The sequence below is a fragment of the Paraburkholderia fungorum genome (assembly GCF_046027605.1).
Classification (GTDB): Bacteria; Pseudomonadota; Gammaproteobacteria; order Burkholderiales; family Burkholderiaceae; genus Paraburkholderia; species Paraburkholderia fungorum_F.
This window is the reverse complement of record NZ_JAQQEF010000003.1, coordinates 500,755-517,983: the sequence shown is the minus strand read 5'-3', so window position 1 is coordinate 517,983 and position 17,229 is coordinate 500,755. Positions and strand designations below refer to the sequence as shown.

Sequence of the window (17,229 nt, the reverse complement as noted above, 5' to 3'; positions counted from 1 at the left end):
GGGATCGGGGATAGCGGCTCTGGCGAATTCTCCGATTGTCGGTTGGTGAAGGTTTATTGACAATTACATAGGCGATTGACAGACTGTCAAAATTATTTTGACAAAGGCGCGTGTCATGGACGTCAATTCGCTGACCTTGCTGGTCGATATCCTCGATGCGGGCAACCTGAGCGAAGCCGCGCGCCGGCTGAAAATGAGCCGCGCGAATGTGAGTTATCACCTGAATCAGCTGGAGCGTTCGGTTGGACTGCAACTGGTCAGGCGCACCACGCGGCGGGTCGAGGCGACTGAAATCGGTCTGCAGTTATACGAGCATGGCCGCACGATCCAGAACGCGCTGCTGGCCGCGCGCGAGTCGGTGACCATGCTTGGGCAGAGCTTGCAGGGGCGCGTGAGGTTGAGTGTGCCAAGCGGCTATGGGCAACTGGTGATGTCGGATTGGCTGATTGCGTTCAAGCGTCTTTATCCGGGCATCGTGCTGGATGTGATGTTCGAGAATCGTGTCGAGGATCTGATGCGTGACGAGGTCGACATCGCGGTGCGGGTGATGTCCGAGCCGCCGCAGAATCTGGTCGCGCGCGACATGGGGCCGGTGCGATATGTTGCCTGTGCATCGCCGGATTTTGCGGAGAGCCGCGGCATGCCGATGCGGCTCGACGATCTGCGTACGGCGCCGTTGATTACGGCAGCGGTGGTCGGCAGGCAGTTGCGGGTGGCGGCTTATCTGCGCGACGAGCGCCACGAAGTGCTGCTGGAACCGACGATCATTTCCGAGAATTTTCTGTTCCTGCGCCAGGCGGTGCTGGCTGGCCTGGGCGTCGGTCTGGTGCCTGACTATGTGGTGCAGGACGACCTGCGTCGCGGGGACGTGGTGACGGCGCTCGATGAATGGCGGCTAAGCATCTTCGGCACGAACATGTACATGCTCTACATGCCGAATCGTCATCACACGCGGGCCGCCGCGAGTTTTATCGAGTTCATTCTGGAGCAGGCAAGCGGAAGTGGCAGAGGGGTTGCCGCTTGAACGGCAAGTGGTTGGCGGTATGCTTGGTAAAACGGCGGATAGCCGTGCGCGCTCGGGCAGCACATTCAACCGGGGGGAGACGGAGATGAAATGGGCAATCGCATGTCTGGCTTTGCTTGCAATCGTCATTGTCGTTGCGATGGTCTCGCGTTTGCCGAGCGAGACGGCCATCCGCCTCGCCGGCTATGCGGCGACCGCGGCCTTCGCTGCGTTGCTCAGCTTCCTGATCCGCTGGCGCGCGCGGCGCGCTCAACGAAACAAGCGCGCCGGGTGAACAGGCGTGCGGGTTATGCGCCTGAGCCGCGTGCAGGCTCTATAGCGCCGACTCGTTTTCCGCACGTGCCGCATTAAAATTCAGTGAGACTCGACGACATAGTATTGGAATAGACCATTCGGAATCTCCGAGCGTCCAAGGCTTGACGTTAATGTCATTCCATATTTCTGACTGATCCTGGGGATATCAATTAAAATTGGCGTATGTCCAAAAATTATCATTTTTCCATTGCGCTTTATCAATCGCACCATTCTTGAAAAAATTTGATTCGCCAATGTGGTGGTCATCACTTCATGGTTAAGGAAGCGACAAATCAGGATGTCGCACGCATGGTCCCGCACTGCGGGGTGCAGCGCATCGCAGACAAATGCGTGATCTATTTTGTTTCTCGCTGTCCGAGCCATTGATGGCGAGGCGTCCGATGCCAGAACCATGCATTGGGGCAACGACGCTTTCAGATAGCCAGAAAACGACCCGGTTGAACAGGCAGGGTCATAGATAACGCAGCCAGGATGAACGATATCCCGCAGGAAGTTGATAGTAAAAGAGCGGAAGTGCGATTCCTCCTGATCCAGACTGGCTGGGTTTGTAGCGCATTCCGTCCAGAAAGAATCTGGGCATATAAATTCATCACCTGTCTCTCCTAACGGAGGGTAGGGACAGTGAATGTCGAAGCCTTTTATCCGGTTGGCGCGATCAAATAATGCCTGCTTCCAGCCGGCGTGTTTCGGGACCAGAACTTCAAAATGATGAGAGTCACCGGAGCTTGAGTCGGCTAGTATTTTCCCTTGCAGAGTCTCGGGTTCAATGACGCTGTACCGGCTCAGATCATGCGTTTTTGATCTGATTCCGAGCCAGGTATTGGCTTCGCCTCTTAGAAAATAGATCGCGTGCTGTTTGTTTTTTCCTATCCTGACTACCGGCATCAGATAACTCAGATGTAGTTATAGGTTGGAACAACGTAGTTGCCGAGCGATACGATAGAGAATCGCTCCATATTCGGCATCGCGGCACAGGCCAGGCTAATGCCTAGTTCCGCGGTATGCAGTTCTTTCGACCAGATCGGAAGTCCTGCAGTCCCGCACCTGTCTTTAAGTGAAGTAAGTTGTGCGGCGAGCGGTAAACTGGGCGGATCTGCCGGGAAGGACACCTCGGTCATTCTGATTCCCGGTTGTGAATCAAGGTCTGCCGCCAGAGCTTCCTGAAGCCGGGGCATCGGACTTAAATGCAGCATATGCCGCCGCCACTCGTCGCGAACCCACTCGACACTTTCAGCAATGCGGTGGTGTTGAACCAACTCCTTGATCGCCCGCGTTGCTGCGTGACTGGAATAGATTGAGCAACCCGCTCCTATCACGTGAACACCTGCAATATTTCTGTCCTCGCAGCGTGCGATATAGACGGGACAATCGATCGCGCTGGTCGCGTCAATCAACTGGATTCTGGAATTCAGACATGACTCGGCATCATGAAATACCTGTGCGACGTCATCGGGTAGTGAATCCGGCGAAACAACCCGCACGGCTTGCTGTGCGGAATAGAAGAAATGCTGAGCCATAAAGCATCCCACGCTATGCCGCTCGATTACTTCACTCACCGCATGGATAGCGGCTTCGATATATCCCACTCCAGCTGCCAAGCCGGTGCCGCAGGAATAGCGTTTGCCAAGTTGATAATCGGCGTCGTCCCCGCTGAGTCTATTTGATGGATGCTTGTAGTCGATCAGAAAAGCGGGGTAGTGAAGGGGGGGAAGCGATTTTTCATCGTCAAATCGTATTGTGCCGAGTTGCGTTGGATTGTTTTTGGCGAGAATCCGGAGTGGCAGCATCTCAGCCAACGCGGGTTGCCTTGCTACCTCTGCAAAGGGCATGAGCTCGCAAGCGGCTCGAAAATATGGCAAGGAATACTGGTGTTCGTACGCTTCGAATTTCGCGCCGACCCGAGCCTCGTCTTCATATCCTTTTCCGCACCCACGGCAACTTTCATTGAATTCATCCGAGTCCAAGGTTGCAACGGTGCTTGAAAGTGGCGTACCGAAGCGTTCCAGCCTAATTCGCACAGCGTTTTCGCGCAGTTGGGCATCGATCTTCGCTTCGGCCTCGGCGAGGGAAACGGAGCGTTCTGGTACGATACATTGCATGTATAAACTCCCTTTAAAAAGGGGGCGCGAATTCCCCCTTTCCTAACTTAGGTGGAAAGAATTTCGATTTCCTCCTCAGTTAAAATTGCATCAAAGTTTATTTCCTCAGCTTCTCGTGAGTCCAATAGTAATTGGGTTTCCTCGTAGTCACTCGTGTACATGCCCATCATGTAGCCCATAGCTACCTCCAATTGGAATTAAAGAACACGGATCATTACGCGCCGATTGTGGTTATCCGCTATTCGGCGATACCACGCTGCCGGTGGGCAGTAATTAAATAGTAAGAAATATGATTTGATAATGTAATGATCGCTAACCCTGCGACGTCATGGCGCGGATTAATGTCCCAAATGACAATTCCACATGCGACGGCCTGAGCGGGCCAAAGTAGCTATAAGGCCCGTCGTGACAGGCGTTTTTTGGCCTATGAGCAGGCGAAATCAAATTCGCGTACTCCAGCGCTGCGGCAGGATGAGCGGGGAGCGCGCCGATGGCGCACATCACGCCGCGCCGGATCGCGATCAGATATTTGCGCTATCACTCATTCGGCGTTCGTGACAAGGCGTTCATCCGCTCCCACGCCATGCACGGCGGACAGCAAGCCGCGGCGTGAATTTACGCCGAGCTTCGCGAAGGCGCGCTTGGCGTATGTTTCGACCGTCGATTCCTTTACGCCCATCGACTCCGCGATCGACAGTGTCGTCATGCCCTTGACGAAGGCCGAACACACGCTCGTCTCGCGTGACGACAGCAAGATCGAGCGGCGCGTCAGATAGGCCTGCAATACGTCGGCGGGTGCGAGCCGGTTGACGTTGTCGTCGAGTGGTACGCCAACCATGCGCGTGTGCAGTTCCGCGAGCGGCAGCAACATCTGGCCCAAATGCTTGAGTACGCTCAGCTCGTACAGCGAGAACGCCGGCAGGCGCCGCGAGCGGCAGACCGACAACGAATAGGCGATGCCGTTCGACGGTCGCACCACCACGCATTCGTCGTGAATATTGGCGACGTGGTAGATCAGGCAGCGCAGTTCGGTATCTTCGATAGCCTGCGCGGACAAATGAATCAGCTCGATCTGCTGCACATTCGAAATGCGGTCGTTGAGCGGATCGCGGTCCACGAAACTGCCGAAGTACTTCTCCATGGTCCGCTGCAGATTTTCGTGGTCGGGCGCATAGCTGCCGATCCACTCGATGCGCATTGGGATCCTGCGCAACTCCGCGAGGCAGTATTTGCCGCTGACGCAGCCGGTTTCGACCTGCACTTCCATACGATTGGGGACCGGGCGGTGCGCATGGCGCTGGACGCGCTCGAAGCATTGAACGACGAACGCGGCCAGCGGGACCGCCGTGCGCAACTGGCGCACGTACAACTGATTGACGCACAGGACATCCCGCGTTTTTCCCAGACCGGTGCAATCGCCTCGATTCAGGCCGTATGGGGCAGCATTGCACCGGATCTGTTGGCGCTGTACACGCAATTACTGGGTGAGGAACGAATGAGCCGCCAGTATGCGTTTGGTGATTTACACCGTCACGGGGCGCTATTATCCGGCGGTTCTGACTGGCCGGTATCGACACAGAACCCTTTGGTGGCGATGGAGACCGCATTGCGCCGGGCGAGACCGGGCGACATCGCCGACGTGCCGTTCCTTCTGGAGCAAAGCGTTGGTCTTGCAACGATGATGCAGGCGTACACGCACAACTCCGCCTACAGCTTGCGCTTCGACGACAGGGCGGGCCAACTGAGCGCGGGCCGTCCGGCGTCGTTGGCGGTATTGAGCGGCGACCTGCGCGACGTAGCGCCGCATCGGATAGTGGAAATAGAAACGATGATGACGTTGTTCGAGGGCGAGACGGTGTACGGCAACCTTGATTAGTAGAGTCTGGCCAAAAAATGCGGGGACGGGCGGCGAGTGAAGAACCACGCGCCGCGCCGACCATAGCGACCACGCTAATTACGCGAACCACGCAACCACGCGATCAAGCCAACCACCGCTGGGGGTTCCCCGGGCAAACCCATCCGCGACGCACGCAGTGCGAGGCGGGAAGTATGACGGCCTTGTCACCAGGGCTGAATGTGCGAGAGCACGGATTCCAGATGCACCACTACTGCGACTGTGCGAGGGCCCCGCTTATGAGCTGGCGGTGTGAGCCGCTTTCTTTGCTTATCTTTCTTTGCGGCGGCAAAGAAAGTAAGTGCCGCCCCGCACAGGGGCAACACTAATAGACCGATAACAATTCAAGAAGAGGCCAAACGGCCAAACGGCCAAAAGGCCAAAAGGCCAAAAGAAAAAAAGCGGTTTAAGCCACAAGCGACATACCCGCACGCCGCGCCAACTGCAAGCGCGGCCACCCCCCCATGCTACGATGCCTGGCTCGTCATGAAGACCGTCGGAGACATCAAATGCATCCAGAAAGTGCCGCCCGTTTCGACGAACAGTTTGCGCCGCGTATCGCCGAGGCGATTGCCGCCTGTTTCACCACCAGCGTGCATACCGAAGTGCTGCCTTATGGCGGCCACGGACACCCCACTCGCGTGCGGATCCACGCAACCCCAATCGAAGACCTGCGCCACTACCCACACCCGCTGAATCTATTTCTGACCTGGGACAGCGACGAGATCGAACGGCTGATGGGTTCCGAAGGGCCGGCGCGCTTCGCCGGCTATCTGGCAGCATTGCCGCGCAAACTCGAAGCCTGGCGCCACGTGCGCGAACTCGATTTTCTCTCGCACACCCAGGCCGAGCCGGCAATATTGATCGGCGGCCTCGACTTCGAATCTTAGGTCATCGCCGCGTTGATCCAGGCGAACACCTCACATCACCGGAGAATGCAAATGATGCGGATGATCGAGTGTCTCGCCCACGATGCGTAGCGCTTCTTCACATTCATCGCGCGTTTTCGAGCCCCCGAGACACACGCGCATCGCGTTCGGTGGATTGCCGTCGGTGGAAAACGCCGCTCCTGCAACCGCGGCGATGCCCTGATTGCGCAGTTGCAACGCGAGTTCCGACACGCTCCAGCCGCTTTCGACCGGCACCGGCAACCACAAATGAAAGCCGTCCGGATGCGCTTCGTAAGGCCACGCTTCGAGCATGCGCGACGCAATCGCCTGACGTGCACGCGATTCATTGCGGATCGCGTTGAGCATGTCGAGCGCGGTGCCGTCGGCGATCCATTGCGTCGCGAGCGTGACCGTGAACGGACTTGCCATTACCGTCGTCGCGCGCAACGCACCGGCGAGGCGCTGGGTTTGCCTTGCAGTTGGCGCGTGCAGATGCGCAACCCGCAAACCGGCGCCGAGGCTCTTCGATAGACCCGTGACGTAGTAGGTCAGTTCGGGGGCGAAACTCGCGAGCGCGTCGGGCGCACTCTGCGGCAGCATGGCGTACGCATCGTCTTCGATGATCGGGACGCTATAGCGCAACGCGACGTCAGCGAGCGCCTCGCGCCGTTTGTGCGTGAGCGTCAGCGTGCTCGGGTTTTGCAGCGTCGGATTGCAATAGAACGCGCTCGGCTTGTCGGTCTTGCAGAGCGCTTCGAAAGCGTGGGCGAGCGGCCCTTCGTCGTCGCGCGGCAGGGCTTGCAGACGCACGCCGAGTTGTGCGGCGATTGCCTTGATCCCGGGGTAGGCCAGCGTATCGAGGCAGATCGTGCCGCCGGGCCGCGCCAACTGAGAGACGAGCGCCACCAGCGCGCTGTGAATGCCGGGGCACACCAGTACGTTCTGCGCGTCGCAATGCGGCACGCGACGTTTCAGCCATTCGGCGCCAGCGTCCTTGTCGGCGGCCGAGCCGCCGAAATCCTGATAACGCAGCAACTGATAGGGATCGCTGTCGTTCATCAGGCGAGCCGCCGAGTCGCGCAAACGCGCGGCATAGTCGGGCGGCTCCGGTGGCGTGTTCATCGACATCTCGATGCTGCTGCCGCCGGCGAGCGGCAAGGTAGCGGTGCGGCCACGCACGAAGGTGCCGCTGCCGGCGCGCGAATCGAGCAAGCCGCGCTTGCGCGCTTCCGCATAAGCGCGTGCCACCGTCGTGTAATTCAGCGCGAGTTCTTCGGCCAGCTCGCGTAGTCCCGGTAAGCGGTCGCGCGGCCGCAGCCTGCCGGTGGCGAGATCTTCCTCGATCAGTTCGGGAATCGCGAGGTAGGCCGGCTTGCGAATGTCGGCGAGGCGTTTGATCCAGTGATGTGTCGGGCTGCTCATTGATAGGCGTCGGCTGGAGGAAGTCAACATTGATTGGATTTGAATGCGATCAATGATCGGATTGATCGTCCGTGGTGAATGACTGCACCACGCCGACACGTCTCGACAGACAGACCGCACCCGGCTGGTGCGATTCGAGCCGCCAAAGGCGATCGCATCGCGATGCTCCGGCTACACGCAAGCTTCGCGCCAAAAATTTTTTCGAGTCGCATCTCGAATCGAGACCGAATTGATTGCCGATTGATCGCATTGACGAGGCCGATCAATGGCACGGCCGTTGCATTGAGAGAAGCGCGCACGGATCGAACGCGCACCATCTTTTACTTAGCAAACCTGATCGGAGAGTGTCATGCCAGCCGTCAACAAACCGCTGCATCAGAAAGGCGATTACCTTGTCGACTACGAAGAGAAGGTCTTCGAAGACGTGAAGGCCGAACCGGGCGAGAAGGCGCTCGTCACGTTTCATACGGTCGCGTTCGAAGGGTCGATCGGCTTCGTCAATCTGTTACAGGCCACGCGTCTGCAACGCAAGGGCTTTGAAACATCGGTGCTGCTATATGGACCGGGTGTCACGCTCGGTCTGCAACGCGGCTTTCCGACGCTCGGCGACGAAGCGTTCCCAGGCCACCTGAACTTCAACAAGCAATTGATGAAGTTCATGGAAGAGGGCGGCAAGGTGTACGCCTGCCGTTTCGCGCTACAAGCCCTCTATGGGCACGGTGAGGCCTCGCTGATTGAAGGCATTCGCCCGATCAGTCCGCTCGACGTGCTCGATATCCAGCTGCTGCATCGCAAGGACAACGCGCTGATCATCCACACGTGGACGGTTTGACGAGAGGCGGCTGACCACTATGTCCGACAAACGCATCGTGCGTGCCGCCGCGGTCCAGATCGCGCCGGACTTCGAACGCAGCGGGGGCACCCTCGAGAAGGTCTGCGAGGCGATCGAGAAAGCAGCACGCGAAGGCGTGCAGCTGATCGTGTTCCCCGAGACCTTCGTGCCGTACTACCCGTACTTTTCTTTTGTGCGTCCGCCGGTTGCTTCCGGCGCCGATCACATGAAGCTCTATGAGGAAGCCGTGATCGTGCCGGGCCCGGTGACGCAGGCGGTGGCCGAGCGGGCGCGCGTGCATCGGATGGTGGTGGTCCTCGGCGTCAACGAGCGCGATCACGGCAGTCTCTACAACACGCAGTTGATCTTCGACGCGGACGGTCAGCTGGTGCTCAAGCGCCGCAAGATCACGCCGACGTTTCATGAACGGATGATCTGGGGCCAGGGCGATGCGGCCGGTTTGAAGGTCGCGCAAACGGCGGTGGCGCGCGTCGGCGCGCTCGCTTGCTGGGAACACTACAACCCGCTCGCACGTTATGCGTTGATGACGCAGCACGAAGAGATTCATTGCAGCCAGTTCCCCGGCTCGCTGGTGGGGCCGATTTTCGCCGATCAGATCGAAGTGACGATCCGGCATCACGCACTGGAGTCGGGCTGCTTCGTGGTCAATGCGACGGGCTGGCTGACCGAGGCGCAGATTGCTTCGGTCACGTCCGATACGAATCTGCAAAAGGCGCTGCGCGGCGGTTGCAATACCGCGATCGTTTCACCTGAAGGGCAGCATCTGGCGCAACCGCTGCGTGAAGGCGAGGGCATGGTGATCGCCGATCTCGACATGGCGTTGATCACCAAACGCAAACGCATGATGGATTCGGTCGGCCACTACGCGCGGCCCGAATTGTTGAGTCTTGCGATCAACCGGCGGCCGGCGGAAACCGTCGCACCGATGCCGGCGTGGTCCAGTGCTGCAAGCGCAAGCACCGCTTTCAATTCAAACGAGGGATGGCACGATGAGCTCCAGCGAGACCCTGTCGGCAACGAGCCGGCAATTGATGACTGAATTGCAGTCGGCCGGTTTGCGGCTCGTGTCTCCGGATGCGGGCGCCGCGAGCCGGCGTGGCGGCGCGGGTCCATCGGACCACAAAGCGGTCACGGTCGACGGCGTGACGATCATGGTGCCGGTGCATACGAACACCGCCTGGCATTCGCCGTTCGTCGCGCAGACGCCGGATGTGAACGGGTCGAGTGCGTTACTGCGCGGCACGATTCCGATTGCCAATATCAGCTTCCCAAAGGCGCCGCGCTTTTACGGCATGCAGACGCTCGATGGCGTGCCGTACTCGCACATCGCCACGCTGCATGGCGCGGACGTGCTGGCAACGACCGTGCTGCAAACCTGCATTCGCTACGAGAGCCGCCGCAAGAGTTGCAAGTTCTGTGCGATTGGGCAGTCGCTCGCGGCGGGGCGCACGATTGCGCGCAAAACGCCGGAGCAATTGGCCGAAGTGGCGCGCGCGGCCGTATTGCTCGACGGCGTCAAGCATATGGTGCTGACCACCGGCACACCGCCCACGTCCGATCGTGGCGCGCAGATTCTGTGCGAAAGCGCTTTCGCCATCAAGGCGGCGGTCGATCTGCCGATCCAGGCGCAATGCGAGCCGCCCGATGACGACCGCTGGTTCGCGCGCATGAAGGCGAGCGGCATCGACGCGCTCGGCATGCATCTCGAAGTGGTGACACCCGCATTGCGGGACCGCATCATGCCGGGCAAAGCGAGTGTGCCGCTGGCGCGATACATGGAAGCATTCAAAGCCGCGGTTGCTGTATTCGGACGCGGCCAGGTGAGTACCTACATCCTCGCCGGTCTAGGCGATAGCGCGGAAGCGATTCTGACGATGTCGCGCGAATTGATCGAACTCGGCGTCTATCCGTTCGTCGTGCCTTTTGTGCCGATCAGCGGCACGCCACTGGAAGATCATCCGGCGCCTACGCCTGAATTCATGAAGTCGATTCTGCAACCGCTCGGCGGCATGCTCAACACCGCGGCGATGCGCTCCGCCGATATCAAGGCCGGTTGCGGCAAATGCGGCGCGTGTTCGTCGCTGTCGTCGTACGAGGAGTGATCATGTTCGGTGAAGCGATTGCAGGCGAAGCGCCGGATGGCGAAGTGGGTTTCGTGCCCTATGCGCCAAGTGAGTTCCGCATCAAGTGGACGACGCTCGATTGGGAAGCGGACGCCGCGTACAAGCTGCGGCGTGCGGTGTTTTGCATCGAGCAAGGCATCTTTGTCGGCGATGATCGGGACGAGATCGACAGCCACGCGCAACAACTCGTGGCGGTGAGCTGTGTGGCCGGCATGCCGGAGCAGGTGGTTGGCACGGTGCGGATTCATCGTGATAAGGGCAACGTATGGTTCGGTTCGCGCCTCGCCGTCCATGCCGCGTTTCGCCGTCACGGAAAAATTGGCGCGACGCTGATCCGTCTCGCCGTGAGCAGTGCCCATGCGCTCGGCTGTGAGACTTTCCTCGCGCACGTGCAGAGTCAGAACGTGCCGCTGTTTCGCGCGATGCATTGGGATGTGCTCGCCGAAGAAATGCTATTGGGGCGGCCGCATCACCTGATGCAGGCGCAACTGGACTGGTATCCGCCGTGTGCGACGCCGTACGGCGGCTTCGTGACTCATACGCATCCAGATGGACCTGCCGCCCGTGCACGGAGCGCGGCATGAGCGTGGCCGATCTCGTTGCCAGCCTGCGCGAGAGTCGCGGATTCCGGCACAAGACGGATATCGTCGATGTGGTCGGCTCACTCGCGCGGCATATGCCTCGCGGCACGCAGGATCTCGCGCAGGCCGTCGCGCTCGGCGACGATTGCGCGGCCATTGCCGATGGCAATGGCTATCTGCTGTTCGCAATCGAAGGCATGGTCAGTGATTTTGTGAGCGCGATGCCGTGGTTTGCCGGCTACAGCAGTGTGATGGTCAACGTCAGCGATATCTATGCGATGGGCGGGCGGCCGCTGGCTGTGGTCGACGCACTATGGAGCCAGGAAATCGGCGCGGCCGAAGAAGTGCTCGCGGGCATGGCGGCCGCTTCGGTCGCTTATGGCGTACCGATCGTGGGCGGTCATACGAATACGCGCAGCGATGCAGCGCAATTGGCTGTGTCGATCGTGGGGCGCGCCAGGACGCTGCTGTCGAGTTTCAACGCGAAGCCCGGCGACCGGTTGATGATGGCCGTCGATTTGCGCGGCCGCTTCGAGGAGCCATATCCATTCTGGAACGCATCGGTGGAGGCGCCGCCTGAGCGATTGAGAGCGGATCTCGAACTGTTGCCGCTGTTAGCGGAAAGTGGCCTGTGCGATGCGGCGAAAGACATCAGCATGGCCGGCACACTCGGCACGGCGTTGATGCTGCTCGAATGCTCCAGGGCGGGCGCCCGGATCGACCTCGAGCGTATTCCAAGGCCAGCCGAGGTTCCATTGGAACGCTGGGCCACCGCATTCCCGAGCTTTGGTTATTTGCTATCCGTTCGGGAAGAACATGTCGATGCGGTGCAGGCGCTGTTCGACGCGCGCGCGCTGGCTTGCGCCGTGATCGGTTCGGTCGACGCGACGTCTGAAGTGGTTTTGCATCGGGATGATGGGGCGGCGATGTTGTGGGACTTCAATCGCGAGCCGTTCATGTTGGCAAAGGACGGTTCGCGATGAACACGTTGCGCATCGCGTTGCTGACCCATTCGGTCAACCCGCGCGGCGGGGTCGTGCATACGCTTGAACTGGCGAGCGCGTTGACGGTGCTCGGCCATGACGTGACGGTCTTTGCGCCGGCGGGGCCGGGCGAGACGCTGTTTCGCCTGCCGCCGTGCCGCGTGGTCTACGCGCCGATCACGTTGTCTCAGGCCGGCACGGTAGCCATGGTGGAGGCGCGTATCCATGCATTCAAGCATACGTTGCAGGAACACGACGCGTGGTCGTTCGATGTGCTGCACGCGCAGGACAGTATCAGCGGCAACGCACTCGCTGAACTGAAAGCGCAAGGGCTCATTCGCAGGTTCACGCGCACCGTTCATCACCTGGATCATTTCGACGATCCACGTCTCGCTGCATGGCAGCGGCGGGCGTATGAGGATGCGGATCAAGTGCTGTGTGTCAGCGATACATGGACAAACACGATGCGTTCGGATTACGGCGTTGCGGCGCTGACGGTGCCTAATGGCGTCGACGTTGCACGCTTCACGCCCAACGTGGATGTACGTGATGCGCAACTTATGCAACGCATGGGCATTGACGGTGGCCCAGTCGTGCTGTCAGTGGGCGGCATCGAAGCGCGCAAGAACACACGTGCCCTGCTCGAAGCGTTCGTCTCTGTACGCCGCGCGTTGCCCGGCGCGCAACTCGTGATCGCCGGTGGCGCGAGCCTGCTCGATCATGACGTCTATGCTCGCGGCCTGTTTAAGCGAGCGGCGGAGTTGGGACTGTCGGTCGGTCCACACGAAAGCGTGGTGGTGACCGGCCCCCTCGAAGATGCCGCCATGCCCGCGCTCTTTCGCAGCGCGGACGTGTTGTCGATGGTGTCGTTGTGCGAGGGGTTCGGTCTGGTGGTGCTGGAAGCGCTTGCCAGCGGCACGCCGGTGGTTGCGTCGGCAATCGCGCCGTTCACCGGGTATCTCGAGGACACCACCTGTTGCTGGGCAAACCCGCACGATGTCGATTCGATAGCGACGGCCTTGTTGCTTGCTCTCACGGAAGGCCGTAGCCGGATTGATTTCGACCGGGCCGTGCCGGCGTTACTCGCTCGTTTTAGCTGGGCGGAAAGCGCGCGGCGTCACGTCGACGTATACCGTCAATTGCTTGCGACGCGCGCCTTGGCTATTCATGGATTGAATGATTGATTGAGGATTTACGATGCCTGTCATGCACTTTCGGATTCAGTGGCCTGATGGCGACGAAGCGAACTGCTATTCGCCTTCGCTCGTCATTGGCGATTTCTTCAAACCTGGTGAAGCCTATGCGCTGAACGATTTCGTCGAACGTTCGCGGCAGGCGTTAGGTATCGCGTCGGAGCGGGTGCGCGAGAAGTACGGTTTTGCGTGCTCGGCGGCGATGGATCAACTCGCGCGGATCGAACGCGACGCCGAGCGTTTTCGCGATCAGCCCGAGGCGACCGTCAAGGTGATCGAGTTCAGCTAGGCGCTTATTCTTGCAGAGGACGCATCATGTCGAATCCAGCACATCACGCGCGCGTTGACGGGCATTTCAGCGTGGTCGTCATCGGCGGCGGGCAGGCGGGTCTGTCGGTCAGCTACTACCTCAAACAGGCGGGTGTCGACCATCTGGTTGTGGAGAAAAACACTTTGACGCATACGTGGCGCCAGCAGCGCTGGGACGCGTTTTGTCTCGTGACGCCGAACTGGCAGTGTGCATTGCCCGGCTACCCATACCTCGGCGACGATCCGCACGGCTTTATGAAGAAGGCTGAGATCATCGACTACCTCGATGGCTTCATCGCGCACGTCGACGCGCCGGCGATCGAACACGCGGAAGTCAAGCGCGTGAAGCAGCGCGACGACGGTGTCTATTCGATCGTGACCACGCAAGGTGATTTCACGGCGGATCAGGTCGTGGTCGCCTCGGGTGGCTATCACACACCGATCGTGCCGCGGCTCGCCGAGCGCCTGCCCGCCCATATCGTGCAGTTGCAATCGTCCGCGTATCGGAATCCACGGGCGTTGCCCGAAGGCGCGGTCATGGTGGTCGGCACCGGGCAGTCCGGCGCGCAGATCGCGGAGGATCTGCATCTTGCCGGGCGAAAAGTGGTGCTTGCGGTCGGCGAGGCGCCACGCTGCGCACGGTTCTATCGCGGGCGCGACGTGGTCGATTGGCTCGCCGACATGCAGTACTACGACATGCCGGTCGAAAAGCATCCGTTGCGAGAAGGCGTGCGCGATAACACCAATCATTATGTGACCGGCCGCGATGGCGGACGCGATATCGACCTGCGAAAATTCGCCGCCGAAGGCATGGAGCTGTACGGCAGGCTCGACGATCTGCGCGACGGACAATTCCATTTCGCGCCGACACTCGCCGCCAATCTCGATGCGGCGGACGACACGTACAACCGGATCAATGCGGGCATCGACGGCTTCATTGAAAAGCATGGCATCGACGCGCCGGCGGGCGAGGTCTACGAACCTGTCTGGCGGCCTGACGAAGAGCGAACGACGCTCGGCCTTCACACGAGCGGCATTTCCGCCATCGTCTGGTGTATCGGTTTCACACCGGACTTTAGCTGGCTCGACGCGCCGGTGTTCAATGGTCGCGGTTATCCGGCGCATACGCGTGGCATTACACCGATCGACGGTTTGTATTTCGTCGGCCTGCCGTGGCTGCATACGTGGGGTTCGGGGCGCTTCTCCGGCGTCGCGCGCGATGCGGAGTTCGTGGTGCAGGCGATCCGCGAGAAGGCGCGCGAACGAGCGTCGGTGAGGGCGGCTGTTGCGGCTTGAGACTGCGGCTTATGCGAGGTGATGTGACCTGATGCAACGTGATGCGAGCAAAAAAAAGCCGCTGCTTTTTATCGCAGCGGCCGCATCTTTTAGTACCGGCCGAATTCAAACCCAGTTGAAATCTAGCTTCCCAACGCCGGATCGCTCATGCTGCTCTTGCCGGTTTCCACGTGTCCTGCGACACGCCGTGCGAACGACCGGTCCGTGTCGACGGTAATCGCCAGATCGTACCAGCCATGGGCGTTGCGCAGATCGAGATACAACTGTTCGGTATCGCCGCCGCGCACTGAATGCCTGATCACGTTGTTCGCGTCATATGCGTTGACGATCGTGAACTGGCAGCGCGCGCTGCCCGCGTTTTCCAGCCGCAATTGCAGGTTGCCGTTCGCGACGTCGTAGCCTTCGGCAACTTCCGGGCGCGCGGTATCGGAGCCATTCCACCAGTTTTTCGCGACCGGTTTGCCGGCAAAGCGGCGCAGAAAACCGTTCGGGCCATGCACGGTGAAATCGTACGTGCCGTCGACATTCAACGGCAGCTGGTCCTGCAACTGCTTGCCGGCTTCGACTGTATACGTACGCGGTGCGTCGAGCCCGTTCGCTGCATAGACGAGAAACACCGCGCCCGCGCGGCCCGAGTTGACGAAACGCATGGTCAGCTTGTTGCCGGAACTTTCGCCTTGCACACGCACGAACAGTTCGTAGGGCAACGCGCGCGCCGGGCGCACGCCGGGTTCCTGCTTCGGCACGGCCTGCAGGAGCGGCGGCAACGGCACATAGTCCGGATGCCGGTTCTGATCGGGCGGTACATAGCCGCTTGTGCTCGGCAGCGTCGGGAACGCGTCGTTCGGGTTGCTGAAATTGAATGCCGACATCAGATCGCCGCACACCGCGCGACGCCACGGCGTGATGTTCGATTCGCCGAGGTTGTGCTGCTGGCCGAAACGCTTTTCGATGAAGCGGATCACGGAAGTATGGTCGAACAGTTCCGAGCACACGTAGCCGCCTTTCGACCAGGGCGAAACCACCAGCATCGGCACGCGCGGCCCGAGGCCGTACGGGCCCGCCGGCGTCTTGCTGTCGCCCGCATAGTTTTCATTGCTGGTGTCGACGGTGGACAAACCATTCGCGCTCGATGCCGGTGCGAACGGCGGCGCCATGTGATCGAAGAAGCCGTCGTTCTCGTCGTAGTTGATCAGCAGCACAGTCTTGCTCCACACCTCGGGATTGGACGTGAGAATCTGCAGGACCTGATCGATGTACCACGCACCGTAATTGGTCGGCCAGTTCGGGTGCTCGGAATACGCTTCCGGCGCGACGATCCACGAGACTTGCGGCAAGGCATTGTTCTGCACGTCGCGCTTGAGGATGTCGAAGTAGCCGTCACCGTTGGCCGCGTTCGTGCCGGTGCGCGCGTTGTCATAGAGCGGATTGCCCGGCTGCGCATTGCGATACTGGTTGAAGTAGAGCAACGAGTTGTCGCCGAAGTTGCCGATATAGGGGTTCTGCGTCCAGCCCCACGCGCCGCTCGCGTTGAGTCCCGTACCCATGTCCTGGTAGATCTTCCATGTAATGCCGGCGTTCTGCAGCACTTCCGGATAGGTCGACCAGCCGTAGCCGAGTTCCGAGTTATCGATCACCGGGCCGCCGCCATTGCCGTCGTTGCCCACCCAGCCGCTCCACATGTAGTAGCGGTTCGGATCGGTCGGGCCCATTAGCGAGCAGTGGTATGCGTCGCAGATCGTAAAGGCGTCGGCGAGCTGGTAGTGAAACGGAATGTCGTCGCGCGTGAAGTAAGCCATCGTCGTGGTGCCCTTGGACGGCACCCATTGATCGTAGCGGCCGCCGTTCCATGCTGCGTGCGTGGTGGTCCAGTCGTGCGCGAGGTCTTGCAGGAATTGCAGGCCCAGGGTTGGCGCCGTCGGGCGGAACGGCAATACATAGCCGACATCCGCGGCGAGCGGCTGATACCACACCGGCTTGCCGTTGGGCAGGTTGATCGCGCGCGTGTCGCCGAAACCGCGTACGCCCTTGAGCGTGCCGAAGTAGTGGTCGAACGAGCGGTTTTCCTGCATCAGCACGATGATGTGCTCGACATCGCGAATGCTGCCGGTCTTGTTGTTGGCGGGGATCGCGAGCGCGTTGCGAATGCCCAGCGGCAACATGCTCAACGCGGTGGCGGAACCGGCTGCATGCGCGGCGGAGCGTAGAAAATCACGGCGATTTTTTGAAGTCATGGTTTTGGCTTTC

The 17,229-nt window shown here is 60.2% G+C and carries 17 protein-coding genes; 12 read left to right on the top strand and 5 right to left on the bottom strand.

Annotation, left to right across the window (positions count from 1 at the left end):
- Nucleotides 1-115: 115 nt before the first annotated feature.
- On the top strand, nt 116-1,024 hold the full coding sequence (locus PQR53_RS08390; protein WP_408452240.1) for a LysR family transcriptional regulator: 909 nt from the start codon (nt 116-118) through the stop codon (nt 1,022-1,024).
- A gap of 85 nt (nt 1,025-1,109) precedes the next feature.
- Nucleotides 1,110-1,298 (top strand): hypothetical protein, encoded by a 189-nt coding sequence (locus tag PQR53_RS08385; protein WP_408452238.1) that lies wholly within the window; start codon nt 1,110-1,112, stop codon nt 1,296-1,298.
- Between the two features lie 80 nt (nt 1,299-1,378).
- Here PQR53_RS08385 and PQR53_RS08380 read toward each other — a convergent pair whose 3' ends face one another.
- The 3 genes from PQR53_RS08380 to PQR53_RS08370 form a co-directional block, all read right to left on the bottom strand.
- Nucleotides 1,379-2,224: a class I SAM-dependent methyltransferase gene (locus PQR53_RS08380; protein ID WP_408452237.1), complete on the bottom strand. Its 846-nt coding sequence runs from the start codon at nt 2,222-2,224 to the stop codon at nt 1,379-1,381.
- Between the two features lie 8 nt (nt 2,225-2,232).
- Complete coding sequence (locus tag PQR53_RS08375) at nt 2,233-3,438, bottom strand: YcaO-like family protein (RefSeq protein ID WP_408452235.1); 1,206 nt, start codon at nt 3,436-3,438, stop codon at nt 2,233-2,235.
- Nucleotides 3,439-3,979: 541 nt separating this feature from the next.
- Nucleotides 3,980-4,705 (bottom strand): helix-turn-helix transcriptional regulator, encoded by a 726-nt coding sequence (locus tag PQR53_RS08370; RefSeq protein WP_408452234.1) that lies wholly within the window; start codon nt 4,703-4,705, stop codon nt 3,980-3,982.
- Here PQR53_RS08370 and PQR53_RS08365 point away from each other — a divergent pair.
- Nucleotides 4,598-5,314, top strand: a complete 717-nt coding sequence (locus PQR53_RS08365; protein WP_408452232.1) for an amidohydrolase family protein — start codon at nt 4,598-4,600, stop codon at nt 5,312-5,314. The genes PQR53_RS08370 and PQR53_RS08365 overlap by 108 nt on opposite strands.
- A 527-nt stretch (nt 5,315-5,841) precedes the next feature.
- A complete protein-coding gene (locus PQR53_RS08360; RefSeq protein ID WP_408452231.1) occupies nt 5,842-6,222 on the top strand; it encodes a DUF5594 family protein in 381 nt (126 codons plus the stop codon).
- A gap of 30 nt (nt 6,223-6,252) precedes the next feature.
- Here the strand turns inward: PQR53_RS08360 and PQR53_RS08355 are convergent, their stop codons facing one another.
- Nucleotides 6,253-7,644, bottom strand: coding sequence for an aminotransferase-like domain-containing protein (locus PQR53_RS08355; protein ID WP_408452230.1), 1,392 nt, complete (start codon nt 7,642-7,644; stop codon nt 6,253-6,255).
- A 349-nt stretch (nt 7,645-7,993) separates the two neighbouring features.
- Here PQR53_RS08355 and PQR53_RS08350 point away from each other — a divergent pair, with 349 nt between their 5' ends.
- From PQR53_RS08350 to PQR53_RS08315, 8 genes are read left to right on the top strand one after another with little or no spacing between them, the layout of a single operon-like run.
- A complete protein-coding gene (locus PQR53_RS08350) occupies nt 7,994-8,476 on the top strand; it encodes an MSMEG_0572/Sll0783 family nitrogen starvation response protein (protein ID WP_054040483.1) in 483 nt (160 codons plus the stop codon).
- Between the two features lie 19 nt (nt 8,477-8,495).
- Entirely contained in the window at nt 8,496-9,536 is a 1,041-nt protein-coding gene (locus PQR53_RS08345; protein ID WP_408452228.1) for a Nit6803 family nitrilase, read from the top strand.
- Nucleotides 9,487-10,599, top strand: coding sequence for an MSMEG_0568 family radical SAM protein (locus PQR53_RS08340; protein WP_408452226.1), 1,113 nt, complete (start codon nt 9,487-9,489; stop codon nt 10,597-10,599). Before PQR53_RS08345 ends, PQR53_RS08340 begins: the two co-directional genes overlap by 50 nt.
- Nucleotides 10,600-10,601: 2 nt before the next feature.
- Complete coding sequence (locus PQR53_RS08335; RefSeq protein WP_408452225.1) at nt 10,602-11,204, top strand: MSMEG_0567/Sll0786 family nitrogen starvation N-acetyltransferase; 603 nt, start codon at nt 10,602-10,604, stop codon at nt 11,202-11,204.
- A complete protein-coding gene (locus tag PQR53_RS08330) occupies nt 11,201-12,184 on the top strand; it encodes a sll0787 family AIR synthase-like protein (protein WP_408452223.1) in 984 nt (327 codons plus the stop codon). Before PQR53_RS08335 ends, PQR53_RS08330 begins: the two co-directional genes overlap by 4 nt.
- Complete coding sequence (locus PQR53_RS08325) at nt 12,181-13,368, top strand: MSMEG_0565 family glycosyltransferase (protein WP_408452222.1); 1,188 nt, start codon at nt 12,181-12,183, stop codon at nt 13,366-13,368. The genes PQR53_RS08330 and PQR53_RS08325 overlap by 4 nt, the downstream gene beginning before the upstream one ends.
- Before the next feature lie 13 nt (nt 13,369-13,381).
- Nucleotides 13,382-13,666, top strand: coding sequence for an MSMEG_0570 family nitrogen starvation response protein (locus PQR53_RS08320; RefSeq protein ID WP_408452221.1), 285 nt, complete (start codon nt 13,382-13,384; stop codon nt 13,664-13,666).
- A 26-nt stretch (nt 13,667-13,692) separates the two neighbouring features.
- Nucleotides 13,693-14,982 carry an MSMEG_0569 family flavin-dependent oxidoreductase gene (locus PQR53_RS08315; protein WP_408452220.1) on the top strand — a complete coding sequence of 430 codons (1,290 nt, stop codon included), beginning with the start codon at nt 13,693-13,695 and terminating at the stop codon, nt 14,980-14,982.
- A gap of 122 nt (nt 14,983-15,104) precedes the next feature.
- Here PQR53_RS08315 and PQR53_RS08310 read toward each other — a convergent pair whose 3' ends face one another.
- The gene (locus PQR53_RS08310; protein WP_408452219.1) at nt 15,105-17,216 is read right to left on the bottom strand and encodes a phosphocholine-specific phospholipase C; all 2,112 of its coding nucleotides are present in this window, start codon (nt 17,214-17,216) and stop codon (nt 15,105-15,107) included.
- Between the last annotated feature and the right edge of the window lie 13 nt (nt 17,217-17,229).